Consider the following 25,384-nt stretch of genomic DNA (forward strand, 5'->3'; position numbering starts at 1 on the left):
CCTATTTTTGGGGAAGCTTACAAATCCACTTACAATTACTTTCGAAAAAATAAGTTCTTCGCCATTTGAGGAACTGAGGTCATGAACAAAGAAACCTAGTAAGCAGAGAAAAATTCCACCTAATAATTTACCTAATTGTTTTTTCATAATAAGATTATTTAATTTTTATAAAATAATAAAGAAAAGTAATTCTATGTATTGCTACCTCCTCCACAAGTTGCTGCGAAGCATTCATCTGCATTAATATTTGCACAACAATACCTCGTTCCAGAAGAATTCCCCATTAAAGGGCCGCAAATATCTGGCAACTTCTGTTGCTAGAAACCGCTACTAACCACATTGGCTAAGAATAAACCCTTTTCACCTTCTGGGTTTATCAATTCCATTGTTAACATCAGGATAATAGATAAGCCAATCATACCTGACAATTGAAATAATCTCTTTCTCATAATTAATAATTTATAAGTGTAACATACTTAATTATAGCTACTTAAAACTAACTCTCCAAATTTACTAAATTCTAGATCCTTTTGTTTTAGTTAAAATTGTACTTTTGTAAGGGTTGAATTCAAATGAATATTTTGTTTTTTTAGTTTACCCCCCCTCTGACCAATTAAAGTGACAGTTAAAATGCCTTAAACAAAATTTTAAACTAATTTTCATTTTTTATAAATTATTTTCAGTGCAATTTTAATTAGTTTGAAATTGCCTCTCTAATCTAACTCGCTTCGATATCGATTCCGCTGATTTCCAAAATGCAATGACCGATTTTAATATTTCCTTCCTAGCTTAGAATTGCTTATAGAACGAGAAATTCGATCCTCCAATTCCCCAAAGAACCTAATAGAAAAACCAATCGAAAAAACTTTCTCAAGACCGGAGCCTCTGCTGCTATGGGTCTTTCCGGACTGACGCTGATCTCTCCTCATGTACAAGGCAAATCCATGAGCTATGCAGCTCCTTCTGACAAAATTAATCTTGCCTGTATTGGAATTGGCAATCGAGGCGCTGAGATCATCAAAGAACTTTATACGACTGGTCTTTGCAATGTCGTAGCTCTTTGCGCCGTGTATATGGGAGCCAAGCAGACTCTTCAGATCATGGAAATGTTTCCTCAGGCCAAACGCTTTATGGATTTCAGAAAGATGTTTGATCAGATCAGAGGAGAGTTTGAAGCAGTAAGCATTGCCCCGCCGGATTTTTCGCATTTTCCGGTGACTATGATGGCCTTAAAAGAAGGCAAGCATGTTTATGTGGAAAAGCCAATGGCTCGGACTTTTCAGGAAGTCGATCTGATGATGGCCGCCGCGAAGAAATACCCAAAACTGGCGACTCAAATGGGGAATCAGGGACATTCAGAAGGAAATTAATTTTAGTTTAAAGCCTGGAAGGACGCCGGAATCATTAAAGATGTGACCGCTATGACTGCCCATATGAATAGCAGAAGGAGAAAGCATGATTGGAATACCATTATTAAATATTTTCCAGCGGCAGAGCCCATTCCCTCAACGATGATCTGGGATGTTTGGACATCCCAGGCTCAGCCGCATGCTTTCAACAAAGATTTTCACAACGGACAATGGCGCTGCTGGTATTACTTTGGAATGGGAGCCTTGGGTGATTGGGGAGCGCATATCATAGATACCGCACATCAATTTCTAGATTTAGGATTACCATATGAAATCAATCCGACCAAACTCAGCGGACACAACTTGTTCTTTTTCCCGATGTCCACTACTTTGGAATTCAAATTCCTTTCTCTTGGCACAATGCCTCCGATGACCATTACCTAGCAAGATGGCTTGGAAAATATCCCGTCCATTCCGGATGGCTATGGCGTCTCCGAATTGGATCCGAATATCCCACCACCAAGCAACGGAAAGATCCAACCTGCAAAACTGAACCCGGGAAAAATCATTTACAGCAAAGAATTGATTTTCAAAGGAGGTTCATATGGAAGCACTTTATCTATCATTCCTTCAGAAAAAACAAAAGAATGGGAATCGAAACTCCCTGAAGTCCCTCAAAGTCCATCCAGCCATTTTGCCAACTTCCTAAAAGCTTGTAAAGGTGAGGGCAAAACAAGATCTCCTTTTTAGATCGCCGGACCTTTGAGTCAGGTATTTTGTCTAGGAGTGATGGCCCAGCAAATGGGTACCAAATTAGAATTTGATCGGGAAACTCGTCAAATCACCAATAATCCACTGGCAAATCAAGTCTTATCCGGAATGCCGCCAAGAAAGGGGTGGGAGGAGTTTTATAGAGTTTGGAAGCTAGAGTCTTGAATCTAGACCCAAGAATCTAGAAGAAGAATTAGAATCAAAGAAGCCATCTGGATAGTGATCTGGGAGGTTATTTTTTGTTTTTACTGGTACAAAGTCAAGATTATAGAAATTCAATTTTAAAAAAACGATTTGATCAAAACCTTATCACTTTACAACTTTCCCACCTTACAACTCACTTCTCCAACTTTTCCAATCTATCCAAAAGAGGCGGATGAGAATAGTTCACAAACACGTACCAAGGATGAGGATTGATATTGCTTAGCGTTTTTACTGAAAGAGTTTTCAATGCTTCTGCCAAAGGCTTTCCTTCAAAAGTTTCTTTAGCAAAAGCATCTGCTTCAAACTCATTCTTTCTACTAAGCCAATTCATCCCAATCCCAATTATCATGGAAATAGGTGAAAATAACATGGTAAATCCTATGATATTCAATTGGGCAGACCACCCTGACCCACCTAATGCTAGGCTCATATTTTCTGAAAAAATAAATTGAGACAGCAAAAATAACAGTAAGCCAACCTGCAATACAGAGGTCAACATGCCCAAAATGATATGCTTTTTCTTGTAATGCCCAACTTCATGAGCCAAAACAGCGACCAATTCATCTGGAGGATGCTGTTCTAATAATGTATCATACAGGACTACTTTTTTTCTCTTGCCAAAGCCTGAGAAAAAGGCATTGGCTTTGGCTGATCTTTTACTTCCATCCATCACCAGAATATTTTCCAGAGGAAAAGAAACTGATTGGGCATAATGAATGATTTTTTGCTTCAATTCTCCATCTTCCAAAGGAGTTAATTTATTGAAAAGGGGAAGTATCCAAGCAGTATAAAATAAATTGACCAAAACCATGAACACAGCTGCCACTGCCCAGAAAATCCACCAAAAATGAGGTCCCATCTGATGGATTAACCATAAGAAAACTAGTAATAAGCCACCGCCAACAATCAGGGAAAGAATATATCCTTTCAGCTTATCTGAGAAAAAAGTACCTAAACTGGTTTTATTAAAACCGTATTTTTCTTCAATGACAAAGGTGCTGTAATAATCAAAAGGCAAGCTGATCAAATCAGATCCAATAAATATAAGGGCAAAAAAGGCTACAGAATGAAAAAGAGGATTGCTGATATAGTTGCCAATCCAATCATCAATCCAGCCAAACCAACCCATATAGATAAACAGGATTGTCAAAGCGAAAGAAAAAATACCTGTGACCAGGCCAAAGTTGTAATTTTCACGCTGATAGGCTTTGGCTTCCAATAACTTTTCTGAACTGAGATACTGTCCCAAAGTTTCTGGTACTTTGGGTACCGGTCTTTGGATATTGAGGTAGCTTAAAATTTTCTCAAGCAAAAAGCCAAAGCTCACCACTCCTATCAAGAGGTATTTTAAAGTCTCAGGACTCATGTAAAATGTTTAGAATTTAGGACAAGGCAGGATGGTATCCCTTCTGGAGGGCTTGCCTTGGTAATTATTAGGAAGTGTCCACGAAAGGCTTAATTCGTGAGCTCCTCCAGACTGTATTCCCAATTGAGATACAGTGTAATCGAAACTATAACCGATATTCAAGCCGCTCAGTAGATTTACTCCCACCATCAGTACAACTGCATCACGGTTGCTTTGGTTATTAACTGGCTTATAAGGAAGTCCTCTATACCACAAACCCAAGACTAAGGGCTCTACATAAAAATAAGCTCCTACATCCAACTGCTCAAAAGGCCCCTGCCTTTTGTAATTGAAGGTGGGAGTCAGATAGCGTTGCTTTCTTATGTGGGTAAAATCCCCCCGGAAACTTCCCTCACCCAAGGAAATTCGATATCCTCCGTGCAAGGAAAATTTTGCAGGCAGTGGACTCAAACCATCTATAAATGACTGATTGGGCTCATTCACATGATGTGCAGCCAATCCAATCCAGAAGTTTTCTGTAAAAAACATCCCTCCCAATGAAAGAGAAAGCATACTAACAGGATCACCAAGACCCGGAATATCAGATCCGGGAAGGGTTGGGCCAAAAGGATCACTAGGATTGATCTGGTTGGCAAAGATGAGGTTTTCATAAAAACCGATTTCCCTGCGAATATAACTTGCTTGAAAACCAGGTCTGAAATAAGAATTTTCTCCCAACTTCAATTCATAAGAAAAAATACCGGAAATAGTCGTAGACCGGAGTTTAGCGGCTCCTTCCGTATCCTGCATGACGTGAAAGCCTACCCCTGCATTATAATCCGGAAGATAAGTATCATAAAATGCAGAGAAGGTGGTGAACTGGGCATCTATACTTGGCCATTGGTTTCTGTAATTGAAACCTACCCTACCCGTGAGTTCTCCCCCAGCCATCGCGGGATTCAAATAAAGAGGGGCTGCATAATATTGGCTATATTGCGGATCCTGCGCAAAGGCAGAATGGCTCAGGCTTAAAACCAGAGTTCCAAAAAAAACTATAAGCAGCGAAGACCGTAACAAGGATTTGTTCGTTTATTTGAATATTCAGTCAGCATCTAAAACGTTTCTTCTTCTAGGTTGTTTTAGATAGCAGTTCGAAAAATATGAAAAGCAACTCGTATTCCATACATAAAATCCTTTTTTTCACCTTATTAAGCGCATTTTTCTGGGCTGGAAGTGCAGCTGTATCTCAAGCTCAAGGTTTTAATGACAATGAATGGATTTTTGGATACTGCGGTTCTGGCACTCCAAATAATTATTTATCCTTCGGAAAAGGACAAAATCCAACTGTTCAAAGTCTTCCCGGCTCGATCATTTTGGATAAATTCAGCAATTCTGTCACGATTGATCCTATTACAGGTCAACCCTTGTTTTATTCGAATGGCTCCATCGTGTATGATTACAGTGGAGCACCTATCCAAGGACAAGTGGGCAATCTCAATGGCCCAATTGATACTCGACAGCAAGTGGCTTCAGGTTTTTTGGAATACGAGCCGGATGGCAACAAGCTCTTTTATTTGTTTTATGTGTCTCCGGGAGGGCAGCTGCTCTATACCTTGATTGACATGAATAGGCCCGGGCAAGCTACCGGAAATGAACGTCCTTTGGGTGAAATCGTGGAGCAAGATCAAGCCATAGGCAATGCTCAAGGAGCAATTTTAGTGGTGAAATCTCCTTCTTCCCCCTCTTATTTGATCAGTTTCAATGGAGGGAATCTGATCTCTAGGAGAATCGAAGGTACAGCAGGTAATTTCACCCAGACAGACACTCAAGCCTTACCATTCACTCCAAAAGCCATCGTATTTGATGTCGATAGTGGTAAGTTAATTTTAATTCCAGAAAATCCGGGTGAGGATATTGTTGTCATGGACTTTGATACCTCTTCAGGTAATTTTGGCAATGCAACTCCCATTTCTCAATCGGGGGGGTCTGACAGCATTGAAGGAGCGACCTTTTCTCCAGATGGTAATTTCATTTATTTCTCCAGAGGAAGTCAACTTTTCAGAGTTCCAAGCAATGATCTCACGGCAACTCCAGAGGAAATTCCTTTAGATCCTCAACCTTCAACAGTTTATGATTTGAAAGTTGGGCCTGATGGAGAACTCTATTTTATTTATGAAGAAACCACTGGAGGACCACAACTCATAGGGAAAGTTACCAATCCAAATGAAGAGGAGATTGATGACATCAATGTAGAAATTGATCCTTTCGCCGGTGCTGACTTTTGTGGTACTATCTTTCCAACTTTTGCTCCTAACGCAGATATTGATGCAACGGTGGACTTTGACTGGGATCCAGATATGCCTTGTGCCAACAATCCTGTTCAGCTGACCAGCGAAATTACGCCGGAAAATTACAGACCTGTTTCTTTCAGTTGGGAATTCAATCCTCCTCTAACTGATTCTGACGGCAATCCTTTACCTGCAGATTATGCGCAAGAGCACTTTTTGATTCCAGCGGATGCTGCTCAAGGACAAAGTGTGTCAGTGACACTTACGGTAACATTTGCAGATGGGGAAAGTCAGACTGTTACCAAGGATATACCATTGACAGAAAATAACCTAGAGGCAAACTTTACGCCGCAAGACACCACCATCTGCGAGGGTCAATGTGTGGATATTGCAGCACTTCTTGAGGCTCAAAACTCGGCTGGTCAACAGGACGGGGAAGCACCTCCGGGCGGAGGTGATCAATACGAATATTTCTGGTCAAATTACCGGGATGAAGGCTGGGGTACAAGGCAGGAGAATGAAGTATGTCTTCCAGGGCTATACTGGGTTTTGGTGAGAGAGCCAGGTTCGGAATGCTATGCCTATGCCGAAATCCGAGTCAAGGTCTGGGACCTGCAAGATCAAAGCAATAATATCTGGTATTTTGGAGATGGAGCAGGGATAGACTTTAATCCGGATCCAAATGATCCGAATGCACCTGTTCCGAGACCCATCGCCCAAAGGCACCCTCAAAATATTCCGGCAGGTACAACCACCATTTCAGATGAAGCCGGTCAGGTATTGTTTTATACAGACGGGGAGTCTGTCTGGGATTTAAACGGAGACTTAATGGCTAATGGAGATGCCATTGGTGGAGATAATGGATCTAGCCAGGGTGTCATAGCCGTTCCTGTTCCAGACGAACAAACTTTATTTTATCTCTTTACTACTCAAAGAAGTGCAAATGGAAGTAACCAGGTAAAATTCTCCTTGGTAGATATCAAATCAGATAACCCAACAGGAGTGGGTAATGTGGTTACAAAGGACAATTTCCTATTCAGTCCCTCCACCGAGCATTCTGCAGCTTTTAACAACGGGGATACTACTTGGGTACTTTTCCATGAATTGGGGAACAACACCTTTAGAGCTTATCCTGTATCCTCACAGGGAATAGGACAACCTGTGCTCAGTTCGGTAGGAAGTAATCATGGATTCAACTCAGGGGTCGGCGCCATGAAATTCAGCCCTGATGGAAGTAAAGTAGCTGTCACAATCTCAGAGGGAGGCTGTAATAAATTAGAAATTTTTGATTTCAATGCTAGTACAGGCAGAATGACAGAATATGCCCGAATCGATTTGGGCTGTAATGGAGATGTGTATGGCTTGGAATTCTCAGACAGCGGGGAAAAAGTCTTTGTGTCTTACAGAAATGGAGGACCTGGAGTGGAAGAATTTACCATTCAACCTGTGGATAATGATGATCCTAATGCTGCCACATGTCCATCCTGTTTTGGTAATGCAAATACGCGCCCTCAAAGAGAAGCTTGTATTCTTTCCACTCGAAACCAAATAGGGGGCACTTCCGGGCTCAACTTGGGAGCCCTACAAATCGGTCCTGATGGCAACATCTATGTTGCTGTAGTAGGAAGCAATCAAATTGGACAAATTGCAGTTGGCGCAGGTTGTAATTCCAGTAGTACATTCAACCAGAATTCAGTTGAGCCCATGCCAGGGACTGCAAATTTGGGACTTCCTTCCTTTGTCCAAAATAGCGGAAGCTCAATTCCTGAACCTTCCTTACTCGCACCAGAGAGATTATGTCTAGACCCTGTGAATGGAGCTGGAGCATTGATTGAGGGTGGCGGAGAACCTGACATTGATTCCTATTTCTGGACGATTACCAGAGATGACGGCACAGTGATTTTGGATAATTTCGGTGGCCCTGGAGATCAGTTTCAGAATTTGGATCAACTATTCGATGAGCCTGGTTTGTATACAGTAGAGTTGAATGTAACCAGATGTGCGACAGAGAATTACTTTGTAGATAGCTTACAAATTCAAGTGGATGCTCCACCAACTTTAACATTGGAATCTGATGCCACTTTATGTTCTGGAACTCCAGTAGTTTTAACAGCAATTGATGGTTATGATCCAGCTGAAGGATTGTATGATTTTCAGTGGACCAATGCAGCAGGTCAGGTATTTGGAGATCAAAATTCCAATACAATTACGGTTGATGAGGAAAGTATCTACACAGTAGTAGTAAGCTATAGAATTCCTGACGGATTAAGTGATGATGAAATCGCCCTTTATGAAACATGCCCTGCCACGGCTGAGGTGTTTGTTGGTCCTGCCTTTGAATTTGATATCAATCAGGATGCCCAAGAGGTTTGCTTTGAAGATGTGCTTGTCAACTTTACACCTGACACACCAATCAGCGGAGAATGGTATTATGAAAGAGATCAGGATGGAAATAGAGTTCTTTTAGGTGAGTTTTTTGAATTGGAATTATTTGTTAATACTCTTCCTGGTCCTGGAAATTATGAAATCATTTTTATTACTGAAGACCCGATTTTAGAAGGATGTCAGGTTGAGAAAAAAGTTGATCTAATAGTTAACGAGCTTCCGCTATTTACGGTAGTTCAAACGACTCCAGCAACTGATTGTACAACTGCTGATGGGTCCTTTGAAATTACCATGCAGGCAAATGCTGCTACAGTCACTGTCCAGGAAACCGGGGAAGTTTTCACCAATGTCAATGCTGGTGATGTGATCGCAGTAAATAATTTATTACCGGATGTATACACCATTGAGGCAGAAAATGTCTTCGGCTGTTTTTACATTGCCACTGTGAGCATTGAAAACAGTAACCCTCCAGCAGGATATGAATTTTCAGTGACCTCAACCGATGAAACATGTGGCCCTAATGGAGTTGAGCCAGGATTAATTTCAATCACTTTTACTGGCGGGTCTCCTGTAAATGGTAGTTATCAAATTACCCGACAGGGAAATGGTCAAGTCTTTTCCGGAACTTTAGCAAATGTGAATTCTGTGGACATTCCAGTTCCATACGGGGAGTATTCGGTTGAAATTATAGACCCTAGTAACTGTGCTATTCCAGACCCTCAGTTGTATACGGTTGAACAAAAATTCTTGGTACAGTTCTCAGCACCAAGCAATTTTACAGCGTGTGAAAGCTATACCTTCAGCCCTACCCCATCCGATGGGCTTACTTTCACCTTGACTGGCCCTGGTGGCAATACCATACAACCAGATTCAGATGGGTCTTTCACTATCACTCAAACAGGCACTTACACCCTTCTTGGCCAAGATCCAAGTGGAGAAGATTGTCCTAGGGAGATAAACATCAATGCTACCATAACTCAGCCCATTGACTTTGAATTGGTAGGTCCGATTGACGATTGTCAGGTGGGCATTAGATATGAAGCACAATTGAATAACGCGGTTCCAGCTGATGTCATCTTTTTATGGAAAGATGCCGGGGGAGTGATTGTAGGAAGGCAACAAAGTTTTGCTCCACCGAGAGATGGAGACTATAGCTTAGAAGTACAGCCTAGGAGTGGAGGTTTATGTACCACACCTCCGATTAATTTCACAGCTGAATTTCGAGAGCTTACTGTAGATGTGGAATTGGATGTAACTCCTTTCTGTATAGATCAGGCATCTACCAACCTAACAGTTGTAGCTGATCTAAGTGATGTTGCGAACATTGAATGGTATTCTGTTCAAGGTGGGACTAGAACAAGGTTGTTCCAGTTTGACGACCTACCAATTATTGAAACCAGCTTAGAAGGGACCTATGAGGTTTTATTAAGAAGTGCCGCGGGATGTGATCTTGGCAGAGCAGCCGCTCAGGTTGCAAAGTCCATTATTATCCCACCTGTGGTCCCTACTGAGTTTACTATCTGCGCCGTTGAAGGAGTAACCCAAAGCATTAATCCGGGAGATTATGATAATTATTCTTGGGTATTGAATGGAGAGGAGGTTTCTCAGGATGCAATTTTCACACCTACTCAACCAGGTATATACGAATTAACAGTATCTGATAATTTGGGTTGCTTTTACGTCGAAACCTTTGAGGTTTTAGAAGACTGTTCTTTGAAGGTTTCTTTCCCAACAGGTGTTGTTTTAAATGACCCATCCAGAAACTTCATTCTTTATGCCAATGAATATATTGATGAAGCGGAAGTATTTGTATTCAATCGATGGGGAGAGCTTATTTTCTATTGTGAGCATCAAAATCTTGAGCCCGCTCAGCCGTTCTGTCCTTGGGATGGTGTTGTAAATGGAAAATTCGTTCCAAACGGAACATATGCCATAGTTGTAAGGTTTACTAGTGTAGATCAGAACAAAACCGAACAAATAACCAAAGCAATAACGATTATACAGTAATGTTAATTTTAATTTCTCCTGCAAAAACTTTAGACTACAGCACTCCAAATTTCCAAGAATACAGCCAACCAGAATTCACTTCTGATATCAAATCTTTGGTATCAGTAATGAAAAAGAAAAGTTCGAAGGACATCGCAGACCTAATGAAAGTAAGTGATAGCTTGGCGAACTTGAATGAAGAGAGATTTAAAACCTTTCAAAAGGAGTTTACTCCTGACAATTCCAAGCAAGCGCTTTTAGCATTCAAAGGAGATGTTTACACCAAAATTGATGTTGACAATTACAGTGAAGAGGAATTCGAATTCGCTCAAAATCATTTAAGAATTCTTTCAGGATTATACGGGCTATTAAAACCTCTAGACTTAATTCAGCCTTATAGACTGGAAATGGGTACTCGACTGGAAACTAAAAAAGGAAAAAATCTTTACGAATATTGGGATACTAAAATTGCGAAAGCAATCAATCAAGTAGCGGCCGGAAAACCGGTTGTTAACTTGGCCTCTCAGGAATATTTCAAGGCAGTTGATTTAAAGACCTTGAAATCGCCAGTAATCAATATTCATTTCAAGGAACATCGAGAAGGAAAATACCAGGTAATTGGCTTGTTTGCAAAGCAGGCAAGAGGTTTGATGACTGACTTTGCCATAAAAAATAGAATTACATATCCTGAAGATCTCAAAACCTTTAATGTAGAAGGCTATGAGTTCTCAGAGCCTTTGAGTGATCATAGCGATTGGGTATTTGTGAGATAGTGAAATGAATAAACCTTAAATTCAAAGTTAATCGAGGCTTAATTTTTTGGTAGTCAGGGAATTTGGTAGATTTACGTTCCAAAATAGTGGTTGACTCCAATAAAAATGCATCTGAATAAATTGAAAGACTTACACTCCAACTATAGAGCAACAATTTTGCTCTTGTTAGGAGTGTTTTTTTTTTCAATTATACTCACACCTAGCAGCGCTAATTTTTCAGAAGATGAATTTGATTTCCCATTAGTAAATCAACCCGATCTTCAAGGTCCTGAAACACTATGTTTTCCACTGGGCGGAGAAAGTGTAATTGGAACTTTTTCTGGGGGAGGTATACCGGCTGCTGATGTTTATTCTTGGAAAATATTTGGCCCAAACAATTCTCTATTACTATCTATTTCTGGGGGTGCTCTCCTACAAACAATCAATTACACCTTTTCAATTCGAGGAGTTCATCGGGTAGAACTTTCTGTGAGAAGAGGCGTCTTGGTCTTTCCTCTTCAAACTCTCAATGTATTAGTCCAGGACAGACCCACTCCTGCCTTAAAAGCTAAATATTCTCTTTGTGGAACAGACCCATTAAATCTTACAGCCATTAATCCTTCATCTCCAAACTTTGCCTCTTATGAGTTTATTTGGAGAGATGAATCGGGAAATGAAATTGGGAATGCTAATAACTTAACTGTCGTTAATTCAGGAAAATATTTTGTTATTGTATTCGTCCCAAATAGTTCTGGGAAATCTGAATGTGTCACTAACCTTTCGACCGAAGTTAACAACTCATCTGATATAAAAGTTGAACAAAGTTTAAGTTCTATTTGTGAAGATCAAGGAATTACTTTTTCAACTAATCCAAGTAGCGTTGGAAACTGGTATTTAAACAAAGTTGGGGAAAGCTCAAGAACATTTTTAACCACAAGTGAATCTCTCTTTATTTTTCAAAACCAACTTAATGATGGTTTTGGAGATTACGAAGTCACCTATGAGGTTATCAATCCTGATGCAGTAGATTGTGAAATATTAATCCAAAACACATTCACATTTAATCCAATCCCAGACTTTACAATCATAGGCTCAATTGGATCGAGTGGTTGTAACATACCCGATGGAGGAGTTCAAATTAGGGCAAACACGAAGATCGATTATATCATTGTAGAAGGAACTTCTGTCGTGTCTCCATCCCTTGAGCCGGGGGATATATATACTTTATCTGGATTAGAGTCAGGGGCATATAATTTGATAAGCTTTTTAGGAAATTGTGGGAATTCTTATGCCTCAGTTGTCCCATTAGATAATCCTCCAACCGAACTAAATTTCCAAATAACAGATGAAAAGGGGGAAACATGTACGCTTGATGGAAAGCTTAATGGTAGCTTCAAGGTCAACTTTCTCAATGGCCCTATAGATGGTTTTTATCGAGTTTTAGGTGAGAAAGGAGCTATTTATAAAAATGAATCCTTTTCAGATAAATCAGATTTATTGATAGATGTTCCGGGAGGAAAATTTGTCTTCGAACTTTATAATCAAGATTCCTGCTCACTACCCAAAAAAGAGTTTGTTGAAATTCCCGGAAAAGAGCTTGTTAATTACTCCATCCCAGGTGATCTTTTTATCTGTCAATCTTTTGAACTCACTCCTCAAACTACCCAAGCACTAGAATTTGAGTTAATCAGTCCCTCCAATAATTCAGAGTTCAGGAACGTAAACCAGCCATTCACTATAACAGAAGAAGGAACTTATAAGATTATAGGGCGGCTTCCAAATCAGGATGATTTATGTCCTGTTTCCCAAACTTTCCAAGTCACTTTGGTAGATCCTGTTGAATTTGAGGTGGTACTTAACGAAGAAGACTGTTTAGGAAATAGAACCTATAAAGCTGAGATTTATGATAGGGACTCTACCTCTGTAATATTTACTTGGTACAATGAAAATGACGAGGTGGTAGGGAATAACCAGTTTCTAAATCCGACAAGCACCGGTACATTTAAGCTAGAAGTTCAACCTGCCAATAGCTCCTCTTGCCCTATTCCACCCAAAGAATTTGAAATAGAAGATCCTGTTTTGTCGGTAGATGTTACACTAACTACTACCAAGCTTTGTGAATTCGGCCCTGAAGCCATGATTACTTTGGAAACTACTTTTCCAGATGCAATAACAGATATTGAATGGAGGCGATTTGATGAAAATGGAGATATTATTGAGCTACCAGAATTAAAAAATCAAACTGAAATTACTACTCGAGTCGGGGGAACTTATGAAGCTTCAGTGTTCAGCATTATTCCTGATATAAACAAAAATTGCGAACTTGGAAGATCCTCTGTTGAACTAGATCTTACTCCGGAAAAAGTTCTTTTCGACATTCCTCAGGAAATTACAATATGTGAAAGCTACAATCTTATCCCAACCACAAATCAAAATCTGATATTTTTCGTAACCACGCCTTCGGGTGAAGAGCTAGAAGGAAATTCAGGGGACTCTTTTGAACTTATCGAGCCAGGAACTTATACCTTCTTGGCATTTGACAGTGATAGTCCTACTCCATTTTGCCCAGAACAAAAAGAAATTGAAGTAAGTATTGTAGAGCCAGTAATTTTTGAGCCCATATTATTCGAGGAAGATTGTTCTGGAAGCCGAATTTATCAAGCCTCCTTATCAAATTATCAAGCCAACGAGGTAGAAATTTTTTGGCGAGACGCTAATGGGACAATTATCGGAGGAAATGAATTTCTTCAGCTATCTAATCCTGGAGCTTATAGCTTAGAGGTTCAACCTGTGAATTCAACCACTTGCCAAATTGAACCGATTTCTTTCGAGTTTGAGCCTCCAGTTCTTTCTTTGCCTCTGGCTCTTGAATCTGACCCTTATTGTCCAGATGCAAGCTTAACAAACATTAGGCTAGATACAGATTTTGATGAGGTTTCAAGAATTGAGTGGTGGTTTACAGATATTAATGGAACAGCAACTCAACTCAGCAACTTTACCAATCTTAGAGAGATTTCAGTAACCAACGAAGGAAGCTACGAAGCAAGAATATTCAACTCAATCCCATGCCTTTTAGGTACGGAAAGTGTTTTGATTCTGAAAAGTCAGGATGTAGTCAGACCTGCTTTAGAGGAGAATTATCTAATATGCCCAAGATATGAAATAGCTCCTGTCTTAAATCCTGGAAACTTTGCTTCCTACGAGTGGTACTATGGAGAACAGTTAGTCTCTACCAGCCCAACATACAAGCCTAATCTGATTGGAAATTATTCACTGACAGTTACGAGCCTAGAAGGCTGCTCCTATTCCACTTCCTTTACAACAGAAGAAGAATGTGAATTAAGAGTAAGTTTCCCTACAGCACTTACGCCAAGTAACCCAGATAAGCAATTTTTGATTTACACCAATTATCTGATTGACGAATTAGATGTTTGGATTTTCAATCAATGGGGAGAATTAATTTTTCATTGTGAAAATAAAAATCTTATTTCCGAGGAGTCAACTTGTCCATGGGATGGGACCTACCAAGGAAGGAAGATTCCAAATGGAGCATATACCATCCGGATAAATTATTCAAATACAGAGAGGAATATAAATCAGACGACAATAGGCTCCCTGCTGGTTGTTGAATAAATCCAGCCTACTTACCATCTTTTTAAGGATGGCAAGTTTCTCATCCAGATTTTTATATTTAAGAAACAATTAACCGTATTCCTGATTTTGGTTGGATTTTTGATCTTTGAATGATGAATTAAGCTAAGCTTATTTCCTCAAAATCAAGTAAATTAGATATCACCCAACGAAAGGAATCCGTGAAAACAAATGCTCAATTTCCTAAGTGGAAGATTGGGGTATTGTTTATTCTGTTTTTGGTTATGACAGGCGGCCTTGCCGCAAAAAAAGTCATAACTGAAGCAATTCAACCTAACTCTTCAAATCATGCTTATCAAGCTGACCCCAACTTGGTAGGCCCTGAAAATCTATGTATTATTTTCGGTGGAGTTATCGGTACTTTCAGTGGAGGAGGTGATCCTCAGGATGTTTATTCCTGGGAGGTTACAGATCCACAAGGAAATGTGATTTTTGACCGAACCGGTGGAGGCCCTCAGTTTGAAACCGTTAAGGTAGCATTCAATGAAATAGGACTTTATAAGGTAGAGCTTAGCGTTAGAAGAGCTACATCTATCATCTACCAAGATGATTTGACTGTAAATGTCAAGAAAGGGCCAGAATTAGTTCTTTTGCCTGATTATTTGATTTGTAGCTATACCCCTGTTCAGCTAAGTGCAATTGATCCAAATACTTCTACTATTTCAGATTATACTTTTATCTGGAAAGATTTTAATGGAAAAGTAATTGGAAATCAAAACACAGTCACTGTTCTTGATGAAGGCTTTTATCAAGTCGAATTATTTTTGACAAATAACACCTCTGGAGCGGCAGAATGTTTAATCACCGGAACTACCTATGTAGGACCATCGCTCGACTTTGAGATTCAACTAAGTAAAAGTTCCATTTGTCAAGGCGAAGCCCTATCTGCTGGGTTAGATACGCCTTATCCTGGTGATTGGAGCATTATCAAACCTGGCTCAAACGATAAAACAGATTTAGGGTCGGCTTTTGAAATCCCTTTAAGCAACACCGACATTTCAAGTCCAGGAGAGTATACAATAATTTTTAGTGCTATTGACCCAAATTACCCTGGTTGTAGATCAGAAAGAAGGAAAATATTTACGGTAAATGAATCACCGAATCTAAACTTTACAATTCAAAACAGGCCTGATAACTGTGTTGTAAATAATGGTGCATTTACCATCAATGCTTCAACAGATTTAGACTCATTGATAGTGGTAGAGATTGGTTTCTTCCAGTCTAATGTGCCGGAAAATCAAGCAGTTTCGCTTTCAAACCTTGAAGCTCAGATCTATACTATTTCAGCCTACTCCAATGGTTGCAAATTAACTACTCTACTGGACTTAGCTCCTAAAGATCCCCCTATTAACACAGGTGATGTTCCTGATATCAATGAACCAACTATTGAAGTTGAGCCTGAAACCTGCGGTGCAATTGGAGTTAACCCAGGAAAGTTAAAACTGACATTCAACCAAGGAAATGTGGACGGTGAATATAGAGTAATGTCTAATGGAATTGGTACCATAGTAAAAGGATTTATCCAAAATCAGCAAGTTGTAGAACAGACATTAGCAGGGGGGACATATTTTTTAGAATTAAATATTGACGGCTGTGCCTACCCTACCCAAGAAATAATCATCGAGTCAAAAAATCTTGTAAACTTCAGCGTTCCCAAAAAAATCAATATATGCGAAAGCTTTGAATTGATTCCTGAAACTTCAGAAGATTTAATCCTTACCCTGACAGACCCTTCAGGCAATGAGATCACAAAAAACTCGGGAGAGCCATTTATCCTCACCAAAGGTGGGAGTTATTCACTTTTGGGGAAAGCTGCAGATAGCTCCACTGGAGGCTGTCCAAAGAGAACTACTTTTGAGGTCAATGTGATCCCTAAAATCAATTTCGATCTAATCCTTTTAGAAGAAGATTGCTTTGGGAACAGGATTTATAAGACCGAAATCGCAGGTTTAAAACCCGAACAAACGTCTATCCGCTGGCTCAATGAATCTGGGGATATAGTGGGAAGAGGAGAATTATTTTACCCCACCTCCAATGGGAGATTTACTTTAAATGTTCAGCCATTAGAAACTGGAAGTTGTCCAAATGAACCTATAGCATTCGAAATAGAACCTCCTGTCCTATCTGTTCCAATGGATTTGAGCGCATCTAAGATCTGTCCTGAGCCGGGCACATCAACTATTACTCTTAGCACAACAAAAAGTGCTGTAAACCGGCTTGAGTGGATTTACTTTGATATCAATGACAATAGAGAAGATTTACCCCAATTTCAGAATCAATTTGAAATAGAAGTCACTAGAGAAGGTAGCTACGAAGCCGTCGCTTTCAATAAAATAGGCTGCGAGATTGGAAGAAATTTCATTCAAGTTGAAAAAAGCACCCTTTTAACACCTCCAAATCTGGAAGAGGTCTATACAGTTTGCTCCAAGAAAAATAATCTTCCCGGTATAGATCCCGGAGATTTTGCAAGCTACGAGTGGTATTTTGAAGAAGATTTAGTTTCAACAAATAGGATTTACAAACCAGACCAAGTAGGGACTTATTCCTTAATTGTTACCACGGTTGATGGCTGTGAATTTTTCTCCACCTTCACGACTTATGACGCATGTAACTTTAAAGTGGTATTCCCGAATGCTATGGTGTTGAATGACTCCAACAGAGACTTCAGGGTATTAGTATCCCAGGGGGTAACAGAAGCGGAGGTTTTTATTTACAACCGAACGGGAGAATTGATTTTTCATTCTTTCATAAATGAAATACCAATAGAAAAACCTATTCTTAACTGGGATGGAAGAACTCTGCAAGGGAGTAAAGTTCCGTTAGGGACCTATGCAGTTGTACTTGCTTTGAGAAATAAAATTTATGGTTTTGAGGAAAAAATAACCAGCTCACTTTTTGTAATCGAATAGGTAGGATTAAAATTTTTATTGGCGGAAAAGCCCGATTGCAATATTTTTCCTATTTTCAAACGTTTCAATCGAATGCATATCAATCCTAAATCCAAAAAACCTATTCTATGACTCAAGCTATTAACCGTAACGCGCTCTTCAATGCAAGCTGTCTCGCGCTGATTACCACGGCCTTTACCTTTGCAATCCGTGCTGGAATTCTTCCGCAACTCGGAGAGGAATTTGGGCTTAGTGCCGAGCAACTTGGTTTCATCAACTCCATGTGGTTCTTAGGCTTCCCAATTTCAATGATTCTTGGAGGTCTATTTTACCACTCAGTTGGTCCAAAAATCATCATGAATATTGCCTTCTTAACCCACACAGTGGGTATTCTGATGACAATTTTTGCCGATGGGTATACTACTCTATTGATTTCTACATTATTTATCGGATTCGGTAATGGATGTACAGAAGCGGCTTGTAACCCAATGATTGCAGATATGTACACAGGGGTGACTATGAATAAAATGCTGAATAGGTTCCATATGTGGTTCCCTGGAGGTATTGTTCTTGGCTCTCTCATTTCAAAGTTCATGACCGACGCAGGATTTGGCTGGGAAGCTCAAATTTGGGTCATGATGGTACCTACCGTTGCCTATGCCGTTCTATTCTTTGGAAAAGCCTTCCCTAAACCAACCGTCGAAGGAGTTACTTCTGTTACCAGCAACTTAAAGGCAATGATCAGCCCGCTTTACATCTTCCTTTTCATTTGCATGGCTTTAACAGCTATTACTGAATTTGGAACTCAGCAATGGGCAAATGTGGTACTGGATAGCTCTGGAGCAAGCGGTATGTTGATTCTAGCTCTTACAACCGGAGTAATGGCTGTAGGTCGATTCTTCGCAGGTCCAGTGGTAGGTAAATTGGGTCAGACCGGAGTACTTCTAGGAGGAGCAATTTTCGCAACTATTGGTATTTACTTGTTTAGCATTGTTACTGGCCCAATGGCTTACGTTGCGGCATTTATCTTTGCTATTGGAGTATGTTACTTCTGGCCTGTAATGGTGGGTGCAGTAGCCCAAAGAGTACCTCTGAGTGGGGCCTTGGGTATGTCTATCATAGGTGGTGTTGGAATGTTCTCTACTGCGATTTGGCAACCTGTCATCGGCAGCTGGATTGATTCTGCAAGAGCCTCCAATTTAGCAGCGGGTCTTAGTGGTGCTGAATTAGAATTGGCAACCGGTCAGGAAACTCTTCTCAAGCTTACCATTTTCCCATCCATATTAATTGTGCTATTCATTATCTTATTTATCTGGCAAAAGAACTCCAAAAACGTTCCTTCTGTCACAGCAGCACACTAAAATTTAAAAGCAGCCTTCGGGCTGCTTTTTTTTATTGACAGGAATAACTTTCGTATTCTTCCCTAAAAAGAGACCATAGCTTTCCATTTTCATCTCTATAAGTTATTGCCTCAGTTCGAATGGTCACTTCCAAACTATGGGGGGTTTCTATGACAGTACCATCTACCAACAAAATGGTACATGGCCCGTCAATTCGCTTAATATCTTTTAAGCCGATATCTTGCAGCCAGCTGTCGCAAGATGAAAAAAAGAGAATAAAAAGAATGATGAAATTTCTCGCTATGCGCATATACTTACTAAACTACTCCTAAAGTAAGTAGAACATCTGAAAAAAAGAAAATAGCCTATTCAGTGAAGGGCTTTATGAAACCTGCCCACATTGAAAATTTCTTAGCTTCGCATCACGTCTTTCCAAAATAAGATGCTCTAGGCATCTGAAAAATTTAGCAGTGCTAAAAACATAAAGCCCAACCTTGATGGGTTGAGCTTTATCGTGACCTCGTCAGAGCCTGTCCCGCAAAGCGGGAATTCAAACTTGAAACCTCCTCCTTTAAAAATCAAAAATATCCTACCAGATAAAAAGGCTTCAGGTTGAAATAAAAAAGCCCAACCTCGATGGGTTGAGCTTTATCGTGACCTCGTCAGGATTCAAACCTGAAACCTCTTGAGCCGTAATCAAGTGCTCTATTCAGTTGAGCTACGAGGCCGAAATGGTTTGCAAAGGTACTTATAAATCGATTTTTTCCAAATATCTCTCTGAAGCTTTTTTACAAAGGTAGAGGAGGAACTCATTTCGACACTTAAGAATTATTAAGAGCAAAAACAGGTTAATTCCTCAGGGATTTTCTATTTTTGCCCGCAATACATTGTAATTAAGCACTCTTTTAATTCAATTGGGCACAAAGGCAGTCAAACCATCATTCAAGACTACCCGCCATGCAAGATTACATGTGACTATTGAAAAACATTAACCAATACATGAAAAAATTATTTATAGTCCTTTTAGCATTTTCAATTGGCCCATTCGCGCTTGCTCAAGAAACAGTACAGAAACCAAAAGTTCCTGTAGGTGGAAGACCCAATATTCCCGCAGATCTAGTTGTGGAATTTGGATTCAATGTGCTCAACAACCGACCTGAGGATATGAGTACAGGTTTTTTTGGATCCCGAACGCTCAATATCTACTACCAATATCCGATTTCAGTATTCGGTGCTAATTCCGGTTTCACTTTAGACCCTGGATTTGGTATTGGCACAGACAAATTGGCTTTTAACGATGAGATGAATCTTTTCAATGATCCATCTAAAGGCCCTGAATCCAGTGATTTCCTGGAGTTGACAGATGTATTTGGGGATGATATCTCAGTAGACAAGAATGTTTTCTCGCTGAACTATTTCGAAGTACCTCTTGACCTGACTTACCATGTCAATAGAAATAATTACACTAAAGGATTTCGGGTAAGTGTAGGTGGAAAAGTTGGCTTTCTATATAATGCCCATTCCAAAATCAAATACACAGATGAAGATGGTTTGACCAGAAAAATCAAAGACTCTCAGAATTATGGTTTAGAGAAATTGAGATATGGCCTAACCCTAAAGGCAGGTTCTCCAGGATTCTATGCTTGGAGCTATTTTGGACTGAACAGGTTATTCCAAGAGGGACAAGGTCCGGCTGCTAACCAATCACAGCAAATTAGTTTTGGAATTGCAGTGAATCTATTCTAAGCTTTGAATAAATTGTAAGAAGAAACCGGGTTTTTCAATCCGGTTTTTTTTATCCCCAAACCCAAAGAAATCCCCAAAAGCAGGTAAAAAAACCATAGAAAAAGCCAATATAAACCTCCATGGGATTATGGGCATTCAAAAACAATCTTGAAGTACCAACTACTCCAGCGAGCAATAAAGCAGCTAATAAAGGGTAAAGTATGGCGAAATTCGGAAAATTCATTCCTAAGACAACTACCAACGCTAAAAGCCCTCCTACCCCAGTCATATGAGCTGACATCTTCCAAAAAAAGGTGACTATCGTTAAGATCACCACAACCGCAGTAATTACTGCCAAGGATTGCCATAATATGGGGTCTAATTCAGACATCTCAAACATGAAATAGACCGTCATCAAAAAATATACTGAAGTCACACAAAAAGGAATCAGTCGGTCTTTGATATCGATCATATGAAGACTCTTCACTGTACCACTAAGTCTCAGTCCAAGTATCGTAATCATTGGAATAGCTAAAGTGGATAACATGATCAAATAAAAGATCCTGACTTTAAATTCAAAAGGAACACTACTTGCCTCGGGTACCACAAAAAGAATCATACCAAAAACCAGTGTTGGTATAATCAATGGCTGGAAAATAACCGAAATAATCAGCGCTAGACTTCTCCCCACTACAGTTCTTTTCTAAGTCTCGCCACTGGAATCTGTAATTGCTCTCTGTATTTGGCAACAGTTCTTCTGGCTATATTATATCCTTTTTTATTCAGCATTTTCACAAGCTTATCATCTGAAAGCGGTCTCTTTTTATCCTCTTCATCTACCATAGCCTGCAATACAGATTTCACCTCCCTATTGCTGACATCTTCCCCACTATCAGTAGCAATACCTTCAGAAAAGAAATACTTTAAAGGATAAACGCCAAATTCTGTTTGAATGGATTTACTGTTGGCAACTCTGGAAACAGTTGAGATATCCATGTCTATTTTTTCGGCTATATCTTTCAGAATCATCGGACGTAAGTTCGTTTCATCCCCATCCAAAAAGAATTCTTTTTGATATTGTAAAATAGCCTCCATGGTTCTCAATAAAGTATTTTGACGTTGTTTGATCGCATCGATAAACCATTTAGCAGCATCTAATTTCTGCTTAACAAAAGTGACTGTCTCCTTCAGTTTTTTGTCCTTTTTATCAGATTTATCATAGGCATCAAACATATCCGCATATGATCTGGATATTCTTAACTCAGGAGCGTTCTTGGAGTTCAAACTTATTTCCAATTTCCCTGAATTATTGGTCAAAATAAAATCCGGTATGATGTATTGCGTACGAACTAATCCTTCGGAAACTCCTCCCGGCTTAGGATTTAACTTAGTAATCAAGTTGACGGCATCCTTGATCTCGTCTTCATTCAAATCGCATTTCCGCTGGATTTTAGAGTAATGCTTTTTGGTAAATTCCTCAAAGCAATCATGCATGATTCGTAAGGCATGCTGAACTGTGGGATCCTCAGGATGCTCTTTTCTTTCTAATTGCAGAATGAGGCATTCCTGAAGGTTTCTTGAAGCAATTCCCGCAGGATCAAAAGTTTGAATCTTTCGCAGAATTTCCTCTAACTCATCTATATCCGTCTCTATATTTTGGCTAAAAGCCAAATCATTGATAATGGCCTCAAGATCCCTTCGGATGTATCCATCATTTTCAATACTTCCAATAAGCTGTTGCCCGATTATTTTTTGTCTCTCATCCAACTTTAAAAAATTGAGCTGCTGAATTAATAATTCGTGCAAAGAAGCCTGAGAAGAAATAGGAATCTCACGATCTTCTTCATCTGAATTATAATTTCCATCACCCTGCATTTTGTATCCGCCATACTCATCGTCTAGATAGTCATCCAGGTTAAGGTCTCTGTCATCAGATCCAAGGTCCTCCTCATAGGAGTCTTCATATTCATCTTGAGAAGTATCCTCTTTCTCCTCCTTTCCTTCTTCCAGTGCTGGGTTAATCTCCAATTCCTCCTCAATTCTAGCATCCAATTCTGCTGTAGGAACCTGCAATAGCTTGATAAACTGTATCTGCTGTGGAGAAAGCTTCTGTGAAAGTGACTGGCTAAGATTTAGCTTTTGCATTGGAAATTGAGTAAAACCTGCATTTTGGGTTCAAAAAAGGACTTTTTCAGAAAAAAAGCCCTGAATTCAAAGTTAGGAAAAACAAGCAAATTTTTGATAAAAAGCTTATTTAATCGTTTTTTTGCAGACTATAAAAAATTCGGCTATCAGCCTTATTTGAAACCAAAACGAAATCATGGCATTCAACAAGCGGGTAAAAATCAAGACCATCCTAGAGCAGGGTCTAATAGGTAGTGAAATCACATTAATGGGTTGGGTTCGTACCAAGCGATCCAACAAGAATGTTTCTTTTATTGCCATGAATGACGGGTCTATCATTACCAATTACCAAGTGGTGGCTGATCCAAATGTCATTTCGGAAGATATTCTGAAAAAATGCACAACCGGAGCCTGTCTCAAAATCACAGGAACGGTGGTTGAATCTCAAGGTGCGGGGCAGTCTTCTGAATTGAATGCGAAGAGCATAGAAGTTTTGGGCGAGGCGGATCCAGAGAAGTATCCTTTACAGCCAAAAAAACACTCCCTTGAATTCTTGCGTGAAATCGCTCACTTGAGAATGCGTACAAATACATTTGGTTCAGTTTTCAGAGTAAGACATGCTTTGGCATTTGCAGTGCACCAATATTTCAATGATAAGGGTTTTTTCTATATCCATACTCCTATCATCACCGCTTCTGATGCAGAAGGTGCAGGGGAAACATTCAAAGTAACAACTCTGGATATTGGAAATCCTCCAAAGACCGAAGAAGGGAAAGTGGATTTCAAGCAAGACTTCTTTGAAAGAGAAGCTAATTTGACTGTATCTGGCCAATTGGAAGGAGAGCTGGCAGCCATGGCACTTTCTGAAATCTACACTTTCGGTCCTACTTTCAGAGCGGAAAATTCCAACACAACTCGCCACTTAGCTGAATTCTGGATGATTGAGCCTGAAATGGCTTTCTATGATGCGGAAGACAACGCAGATTTAGCCGAAGACTTCCTTAAATATTTGATCCGATATGCTTTGGATCATTGCCAGGAAGATTTACAATTCTTGGAATCCAGATTATTGGATGAAGAAAAATCTAAGCCGCAGGACCAGCGTTCAGAAATGAGCTTGCTGGAAAAATTGAAATTTGTAGTAGACAATGAATTCGTTCGCATTTCTTATACAGAGGCTATCGATATTCTAAGAAACTCCAACCCTAATAAGAAAAAGAAATTCCAATATCTGATTGAATCCTGGGGAGCTGACCTACAATCAGAACACGAGCGGTATTTGGTAGAAAAGCATTTCAAAAAACCTGTAATTCTGACAGACTATCCGAAAGAAATCAAGTCATTCTACATGCGTCAAAATGATGATGGAAAGACAGTAGCGGCTATGGATATTCTTTTCCCAGGAATCGGGGAAATTATCGGAGGCTCTCAAAGAGAAGAAAGACTTGATGTTCTCCTGCAAAGAATGGATGAAATGAACATTCCAAAAGAGGAAATGTGGTGGTTCTTAGATACAAGAAGATTCGGAGCTACACCTCATGCAGGCTTTGGATTGGGCTTCGAAAGAATGGTTCAGTTTGTAACGGGAATGGGAAATATCCGAGACGTGATAGCATTCCCAAGAACTCCAGGGAACGCAGAATTTTAATTCAAAAGCTACACCCTTCAACAAAAATCCTCGGCAAAAATGTCGGGGATTTTTTTTTAATATTTGATTAGGTAACAGTCCAAAAAGTAACCCAAAACAATATATATCGATAAATAATAAAACTTGGGATGATAAATATGCCCAAGAGTATCCCTCTCCATAATGCGCCTTTATTAGAAGTCTCATAAGCCCTTTTAAGCATTGTAAACATATAGCCTATGATGATCAGCATAAAAATTATTGATAAGCTCAACTCGTTGATGCTTGATGCTAAACCGAATGAGAATAAACTCGAAAACCAATTGAATAATGTCGGAAAAAGCACTAAAATAAATAAGGTGTAAAATCCATAGAAGTATGCAGATCCGGCAAAAAAATCAATGAGATAAAGCTTTTTATTTCTTAAGAAAAGAAGTTTTAAAAAAAGGCCTTGGAGTACTACCAAAACTATTAAGAGTAATTTACCATTGGCATTGGAGGCTCGTTCATACTCGACTTTGAATACATCAGGATCGTCTTGCGTAATTTCCAAATACCGCTCCACAACCGGTCTCACTGATGAGCTATAGGGAAGTTGGTACATTTGTACATCCAGAGTAGTATTGAATGTCGAGATGACTGGAAAGATGAAATAAATCAAATTAGCGAAGAAAAAGAGCTGAAGAGGAGAAAGGTATTTTTTTCGAATTCCGGCGACAAAGCTACGAGTCAATTCACCAGGCTTTGTTATTGAAAGCTTGATCGTTTTGAAAAACTTTCCATCAGCAAAAAAAACTGAGGCTACAAATTCCTCTAAAAAATGAATTAAGCTTTTATCCTTTTGATCAATTTGCTTCTCTCCGCATGAATGGCAGAAAGTACCCTGAAGCTCTGTTCCACAATTTACACAAGAAGATTTTCTTTTTTCCATTGAAGAGAATTCATCCCA

General features: G+C 39.5%; 14 protein-coding genes, 1 tRNA gene and 1 pseudogene. 8 read left to right on the forward strand and 8 right to left on the reverse strand.

The features are described 5' to 3' along the window. Positions 1-317: 317 nt before the first annotated feature. Positions 318-449, reverse strand: a complete 132-nt coding sequence (locus B2906_RS15630) for a hypothetical protein (RefSeq protein WP_286941542.1) — start codon at positions 447-449, stop codon at positions 318-320. A gap of 444 nt (positions 450-893) precedes the next feature. On the opposite strand from B2906_RS15630, the pseudogene B2906_RS15635 reads away from it, so the two are divergent. After that, positions 894-2,285, forward strand: a pseudogene (locus tag B2906_RS15635) (Gfo/Idh/MocA family protein). Positions 2,286-2,457: 172 nt separating this feature from the next. On the opposite strand, the gene B2906_RS15640 reads toward B2906_RS15635, so the two are convergent. After that, on the reverse strand, positions 2,458-3,690 hold the full coding sequence (locus tag B2906_RS15640) for a M48 family metallopeptidase (protein ID WP_286941543.1): 1,233 nt from the start codon (positions 3,688-3,690) through the stop codon (positions 2,458-2,460). Positions 3,691-3,699: 9 nt separating this feature from the next. Continuing rightward, positions 3,700-4,746, reverse strand: a complete 1,047-nt coding sequence (locus tag B2906_RS15645) for a PorP/SprF family type IX secretion system membrane protein (RefSeq protein ID WP_286941545.1) — start codon at positions 4,744-4,746, stop codon at positions 3,700-3,702. 83 nt (positions 4,747-4,829) lie between these two features. Here B2906_RS15645 and B2906_RS15650 point away from each other — a divergent pair, with 83 nt between their 5' ends. From B2906_RS15650 to B2906_RS15670, 5 genes are all read left to right on the forward strand, one after another. Continuing rightward, positions 4,830-10,349 (forward strand): gliding motility-associated C-terminal domain-containing protein, encoded by a 5,520-nt coding sequence (locus tag B2906_RS15650; RefSeq protein ID WP_286941548.1) that lies wholly within the window; start codon positions 4,830-4,832, stop codon positions 10,347-10,349. Further along, positions 10,349-11,101: a peroxide stress protein YaaA gene (gene yaaA, locus B2906_RS15655; protein ID WP_286941552.1), complete on the forward strand. Its 753-nt coding sequence runs from the start codon at positions 10,349-10,351 to the stop codon at positions 11,099-11,101. Before B2906_RS15650 ends, yaaA begins: the two co-directional genes overlap by 1 nt. Before the next feature lie 105 nt (positions 11,102-11,206). After that, on the forward strand, positions 11,207-14,713 hold the full coding sequence (locus B2906_RS15660; protein ID WP_286941554.1) for a gliding motility-associated C-terminal domain-containing protein: 3,507 nt from the start codon (positions 11,207-11,209) through the stop codon (positions 14,711-14,713). A 179-nt stretch (positions 14,714-14,892) separates the two neighbouring features. After that, positions 14,893-17,640, forward strand: a complete 2,748-nt coding sequence (locus B2906_RS15665; protein WP_286941556.1) for a hypothetical protein — start codon at positions 14,893-14,895, stop codon at positions 17,638-17,640. A gap of 107 nt (positions 17,641-17,747) precedes the next feature. Next, positions 17,748-18,980 carry an MFS transporter gene (locus tag B2906_RS15670; protein ID WP_286941559.1) on the forward strand — a complete coding sequence of 411 codons (1,233 nt, stop codon included), beginning with the start codon at positions 17,748-17,750 and terminating at the stop codon, positions 18,978-18,980. A gap of 31 nt (positions 18,981-19,011) precedes the next feature. Here the strand turns inward: B2906_RS15670 and B2906_RS15675 are convergent, their stop codons facing one another. Together B2906_RS15675 and B2906_RS15680 are read right to left on the reverse strand one after the other, a co-directional pair. Beyond that, positions 19,012-19,269, reverse strand: a complete 258-nt coding sequence (locus tag B2906_RS15675) for a hypothetical protein (protein ID WP_286941561.1) — start codon at positions 19,267-19,269, stop codon at positions 19,012-19,014. A 344-nt stretch (positions 19,270-19,613) separates the two neighbouring features. Further along, positions 19,614-19,687: transfer RNA gene (locus tag B2906_RS15680), tRNA-Arg, on the reverse strand. A gap of 271 nt (positions 19,688-19,958) precedes the next feature. On the opposite strand from B2906_RS15680, the gene B2906_RS15685 reads away from it, so the two are divergent. After that, positions 19,959-20,705 carry a porin family protein gene (locus B2906_RS15685; RefSeq protein WP_286941564.1) on the forward strand — a complete coding sequence of 249 codons (747 nt, stop codon included), beginning with the start codon at positions 19,959-19,961 and terminating at the stop codon, positions 20,703-20,705. Between the two features lie 49 nt (positions 20,706-20,754). On the opposite strand, the gene B2906_RS15690 is transcribed toward B2906_RS15685, so the two are convergent. Further along, entirely contained in the window at positions 20,755-21,375 is a 621-nt protein-coding gene (locus tag B2906_RS15690) for a PA-phosphatase (RefSeq protein ID WP_219956757.1), read from the reverse strand. Beyond that, complete coding sequence (gene rpoN / locus B2906_RS15695) at positions 21,375-22,829, reverse strand: RNA polymerase factor sigma-54 (protein WP_219956758.1); 1,455 nt, start codon at positions 22,827-22,829, stop codon at positions 21,375-21,377. The genes B2906_RS15690 and rpoN overlap by 1 nt, the downstream gene beginning before the upstream one ends. A 175-nt stretch (positions 22,830-23,004) precedes the next feature. Here rpoN and asnS point away from each other — a divergent pair, with 175 nt between their 5' ends. Then, the gene (gene asnS / locus B2906_RS15700; protein WP_286941567.1) at positions 23,005-24,456 is read left to right on the forward strand and encodes an asparagine--tRNA ligase; all 1,452 of its coding nucleotides are present in this window, start codon (positions 23,005-23,007) and stop codon (positions 24,454-24,456) included. Between the two features lie 67 nt (positions 24,457-24,523). Here the strand turns inward: asnS and B2906_RS15705 are convergent, their stop codons facing one another. Beyond that, a complete protein-coding gene (locus tag B2906_RS15705) occupies positions 24,524-25,366 on the reverse strand; it encodes a DUF3667 domain-containing protein (protein WP_286941570.1) in 843 nt (280 codons plus the stop codon). Between the last annotated feature and the right edge of the window lie 18 nt (positions 25,367-25,384).

This window comes from Algoriphagus sp. UBA3586 (assembly GCF_002376385.1).
GTDB classification, from domain to species: Bacteria; Bacteroidota; Bacteroidia; order Cytophagales; family Cyclobacteriaceae; genus Algoriphagus; species Algoriphagus ornithinivorans.